At 57.6% G+C, this 4,063-nt stretch carries 5 protein-coding genes; 2 read left to right on the top strand and 3 right to left on the bottom strand.

Going from position 1 to position 4,063, the window contains the following annotated elements:
• Positions 1-245: 245 nt before the first annotated feature.
• The gene (locus NW820_RS10805) at positions 246-992 is read right to left on the bottom strand and encodes a TVP38/TMEM64 family protein (protein WP_414407489.1); all 747 of its coding nucleotides are present in this window, start codon (positions 990-992) and stop codon (positions 246-248) included.
• Between the two features lie 80 nt (positions 993-1,072).
• Entirely contained in the window at positions 1,073-1,423 is a 351-nt protein-coding gene (locus NW820_RS10800) for a phenylpyruvate tautomerase MIF-related protein (protein WP_011432208.1), read from the bottom strand.
• A 171-nt stretch (positions 1,424-1,594) separates the two neighbouring features.
• Here NW820_RS10800 and NW820_RS10795 point away from each other — a divergent pair, with 171 nt between their 5' ends.
• Positions 1,595-1,978 carry a RidA family protein gene (locus NW820_RS10795; RefSeq protein ID WP_414407490.1) on the top strand — a complete coding sequence of 128 codons (384 nt, stop codon included), beginning with the start codon at positions 1,595-1,597 and terminating at the stop codon, positions 1,976-1,978.
• Between the two features lie 17 nt (positions 1,979-1,995).
• On the opposite strand, the gene yidD is transcribed toward NW820_RS10795, so the two are convergent.
• Positions 1,996-2,265, bottom strand: a complete 270-nt coding sequence (gene yidD / locus NW820_RS10790) for a membrane protein insertion efficiency factor YidD (RefSeq protein WP_414344078.1) — start codon at positions 2,263-2,265, stop codon at positions 1,996-1,998.
• Positions 2,266-2,496: 231 nt separating this feature from the next.
• Between yidD and NW820_RS10785 the strand changes: the two genes are divergently transcribed.
• On the top strand, positions 2,497-3,798 hold the full coding sequence (locus tag NW820_RS10785) for an MFS transporter (RefSeq protein ID WP_414407488.1): 1,302 nt from the start codon (positions 2,497-2,499) through the stop codon (positions 3,796-3,798).
• Positions 3,799-4,063: the final 265 nt, after the last annotated feature.

Genomic DNA, 4,063 nt, shown 5'->3' with positions numbered 1-4,063 from the left:
AGGCAGGAAACCCTCTGTCAAGCTGTCGGCTAAGCCTCTGCCCAACGGTGAGCGTTCTCAACCCGGTGCTTTCTACACACTAGCTCGCCGAGCCAACTTATAGTCATTTCAAACTGGATTGAGACACTCCTACTGCTGCCCAAACGCTCCGCGCCGCTTCCGCGACCACCTCCAGTCCTTCTCCCAGAGAGAGAGGAGTTGGGAAGCAATGCAACAGATTTCATTCTTGTTTAAAATGCAATTCCCTAGGCAGGCTCCACCGCTTCTTGTAGGGCTTTGCGGGCAATGCGAGTGACGTAGACGGTAGCGGCTATGGTGGCGATGAGCCCCACGAGGCGAACGACCCATTGGGCGGTTTGAGCCTGAGGATCCAACTCCGCGCCTTCCATGTCGGCCAGGGATCCCGCCAACGAGCCGATGTACACATACATAAAAGTGCCCGGCACGATTCCAGCGGTGCCCAGCAAGTTATCCAGAAAAGAAATTTGGGTCAGCCCCAGGGCGTAGTTGAGCACATTGAAGGGAAACGCAGGCGACAGCCGAATCAGGCCGACTATTTTCCATCCCTCACGTCCCACTGCTCGGTCGATGGCCGCAAACTTGGCATTTCCCTCAATCCATTTCGCCACCTGTTCCCGCGCCAAGTAGCGCCCGATTAAAAAAGCCAAGTTGGCTCCAATGGTTGCCCCGATCAGCACGTACACAGTTCCGGCCAGCAACCCGAACACGGCCCCTGCCCCCAAGGTCAGCACCGAGGCTGGTAGAAGCAGCACCGTCGCTACAATGTAAATGGCAATGAAGAGGATTGGCCCCAGCAACCCCAAGCTTTCAATCCAAGCCAGAGCTTCGGCGAGCCAGTCTTGAATAACTCCAAAAAATCCCAATCGATGGGCTGCCCAAAAGATAAAAATGGCCAAGCCCAAGCCGGTAGCAAGCTTAAGCAAAATCCGCTGCTTTTGGGGATTTGTGTTGAGTTGAGGTAGCTCTTCCATTGGCTAAACTCCTACAAAGTTCTTGTGAGGCGAGCTAGGGCAAGCCAGAGTAGACAGCTCTTGGAGTGGGGGAAGTATCTTTACCCGAAAGTCGTGCCGTTCCATCCCCAAAGATAGCCTTTGGCATCGCTGAACTCAATGTAAATCCTCTTCTTGGGGATCCCCAATCGGGCCTCGATGGTGCCGCAAAAAAACTCGCTCATGGCCCGGGTTTGTTGGGCGGAAAATTGCCCGATACTCTTGATTTCTAGGTAACAACAGGGATCCCCACTGCCGGCAAAGGTCATCGGGATCCCACCTTCAAAGGCAGTCATCACGTAGGCTTCCGACTTGCCCAACTGTTCCGATAGAGCAGCAGACAGCACCTTAAGCAGTTCCTCTACTGCGGCGATTTCTGGTTGCACAGACGTTTGCAGCTTGATCAACGGCATGGATCCCTCTCCCTCTCAACGAGTTCATCTTGGCATTCTTGGCCCCGCTTTTTGGCGATCCACCTGTGGTAGCGTAGCGACAGAGTTGGGCAAACCTCTATGGAGCAGACGAAGCCGGCCAAGCCAGAGATCGGCCACCAGCAGGGCCAAATCGGGCCAGGCCCTTGTGCTGTGCAAACTGAGGCTGCCCCCGCTCCTGTCGGCCCTTACAGCCAGGGTGTTGCTGCTCTGGGGCCATTCCTGTTTACTGCCGGGCAGGTGGGCCTGGATCCCAAAACCGGCAAACTGGTGGGGGAGGACATTGTTTCTCAAACTCGGCAGGCGTTGCTGAACGTGCAGGCAGTGCTGGAAGCGGGGGGCACCACTCTCGCCAATGTGGTGAAGACAACGGTTTTCCTGGCCGATATGGAGGACTTTGCGGCCATGAACGAGGTTTATCGAGAGTTTTTTGCCACCGATCCGGCTCCGGCCCGCTCTTGCGTGCAGGTGGCTCGCCTGCCCCTCAATGCCCGAGTAGAAATCGAGGTTGTGGCCTGCTACCCACAATCGACCTAAATGTCTCCTGAGTCCGGCTAGCGGAATGGTTTCTGGGTCGGCGCGGATCCCGGCAAATCGGGAACTGGATCGTAGCCCCCTGGGTGCCAGGGATGACAGCGACAGAGGCGACGGAGCCCCAGCCAACCCCCACGTAGGGCACCGTAGCGCCGCACCGCTTCCAAGGTGTACTGGGAGCAGGTGGGGTAGTAGCGACAAGCAGGCGGCAGCCAAGGAGAAATACCCACCTGGTAACCCCGGATCAGGGCAATCAAGCTGCGAGTGAGGGGATCCGATCGTTCAGGCATGGGTCGGAGTCCAAAAAGCGCATCTCTAGGTAACTTGAGGTTAGCTGTTATCCCAGACTGGAGGCGCCTGCAAAGGCGAGCAGGGCCGGTTCCCAGCCCCAGACCATACGGTTACAATCAGAAAGGTTAGCACCTAAATATTTCGGGCTGAGGGATCCGGCGAAGGTGGGCTTATCCTAGGGCGCGGTTCTGGGAGAACGCTTTGAGTTCCATTTTGCATAAGGAGTTGGCGTGAGGGTATTCGGGCAGCTGCAGCCGGCACAGCGGCGCAACTTGGGCATTTTGTTTGTGGCTGGGCTGCTCTTTTGGGCCAGTTTATCCTCGCTGCTGCCCACGTTGCCTCTCTACGTCAGAGATGCCGGTGGCACCAGCCAGCAAGTGGGCTGGGTAATGGGGGCCTTTTCGATTGGGTTGCTGGCCTTTCGCCCTGCGTTGGGTCGCCTGGCGGATGGCCACAGCCGGCAGATCGTGCTGCTTATCGGCATGGGGGTGGTGGGGATGGCCCCCATAGGATACTGGCTCTCCGATTGGATCCCATGGGTAGCGCTGGTGCGAGCCTTTCATGGGGTTAGCATCGCCGCTTTTGCCACGGCCTATGTGACTTTGGTGGTGGATTTTGCCCCAGAAGAAAAACGGGGTGAGATCCTGGGCTACATGAGTTTGGTCAATCCGATCGGCGCAGCCATTGGCCCTGCTTTGGGCGGCTTTTTGCAGGAGTTTGCCGGCTATGGCCCTTCGTTTCTCTTCTCTGCTCTGCTGGGGTTGGTGGGCTTTCTTTGTACCCAACTGGTTCGAGAACAACGACGTGGGCATTGGGGATCCCTGCCGATGGATGGGGCCTTCTGGAGCTTTCTGGGCAGCCCGAAGGTGCGCTCCCTCGCTTGGGTGATGTTTTTGGTGGGGTTGGCCTTCGGCACCCAGACCACCTTTGTGGCCTTGTTAATCCAAGAAGCCGGAGCTCCCCTGAATCCAGGTCTTTTTTATACGGCAGTGGCCTTTGCCAGCTTTGGAGTGCGCCTGCTCACCGGTCGCGCTTCCGATCGCTATGGGCGGGGGCCATTTATCTCCCTCAGCTTGGCCACCTATGCCTTGGCAATGGGGATCCTGATTGTTGCCAACAGCACCGGCGCTTTTCTGGCTGCTGGGGTCGCGGTAGGCTGCGGTTTTGGGACTTTGATCCCTCTCATCTCTGCCCTCGTGGCCGATCGCTCGGAGCCGGCGGAGCGGGGTCGCCTGTTTAGCTTGGTGATGTGCGGGTTTGATTTGGGCATTGGCCTGGCGGGGCCCCTTTTGGGCACCTTAGCAGCGGGATCCGGCTATCGAGCCATGTTTGGCTATGCGGCTCTTCTTTCCTTGGCTTCCTTGGGTTCTTTTCTCTTCTTCTCCAATGGGCGACCGGGGGACTCGCTGCGCTTTGCCTTGGGCCTGGGGCCGGACAGCCTTTCGGGTTGTCTGGAGGACAGCCGCAACCCGACCTCCTGGAGCCACCGGGTCAGCCCGCTCCCCCGGAGACGGGATCCCGTTCATAGATAGTCTCATATCTCTATCAGATCCCCCCTGCTCCACACCTGATCCACACCTGAATTGAGACTCAAGCCCTCTGCAGTTTCTACAGACAAACCGGCCCATTTCTGGAAACTTGCCTTATCCTAAGCTGGAGTTGGTGTACAAAAGGCAACTCTGGATACGGATTATGGAAGCGCGGCATTGGCTGGCCCTGATGGGATCCCTGGTGGTCAGTGCCTTCTGGGGATGGGTGGAAGCCGTCTGGGGGGTGACAGTGCGAGTGCAATTGGCC

The sequence above is a fragment of the Synechococcus sp. R55.7 genome, assembly GCF_047461955.1.
GTDB lineage: Bacteria > Cyanobacteriota > Cyanobacteriia > Thermostichales > Thermostichaceae > Thermostichus.
Note: the sequence above shows the minus strand (reverse complement) of the source record. Positions and strands in the feature narration are given on the sequence as shown.

Excerpts from the sequence above, each read along its gene's own strand:
- NW820_RS10800 (WP_011432208.1), bottom strand. The coding sequence starts at position 1,423 with ATGCCGTTGATCAAGCTGCAAACGTCTGTGCAACCAGAAATCGCCGCA.
- NW820_RS10805 (WP_414407489.1), bottom strand. The coding sequence starts at position 992 with ATGGAAGAGCTACCTCAACTCAACACAAATCCCCAAAAGCAGCGGATT.
- yidD (WP_414344078.1), bottom strand. The coding sequence starts at position 2,265 with ATGCCTGAACGATCGGATCCCCTCACTCGCAGCTTGATTGCCCTGATC.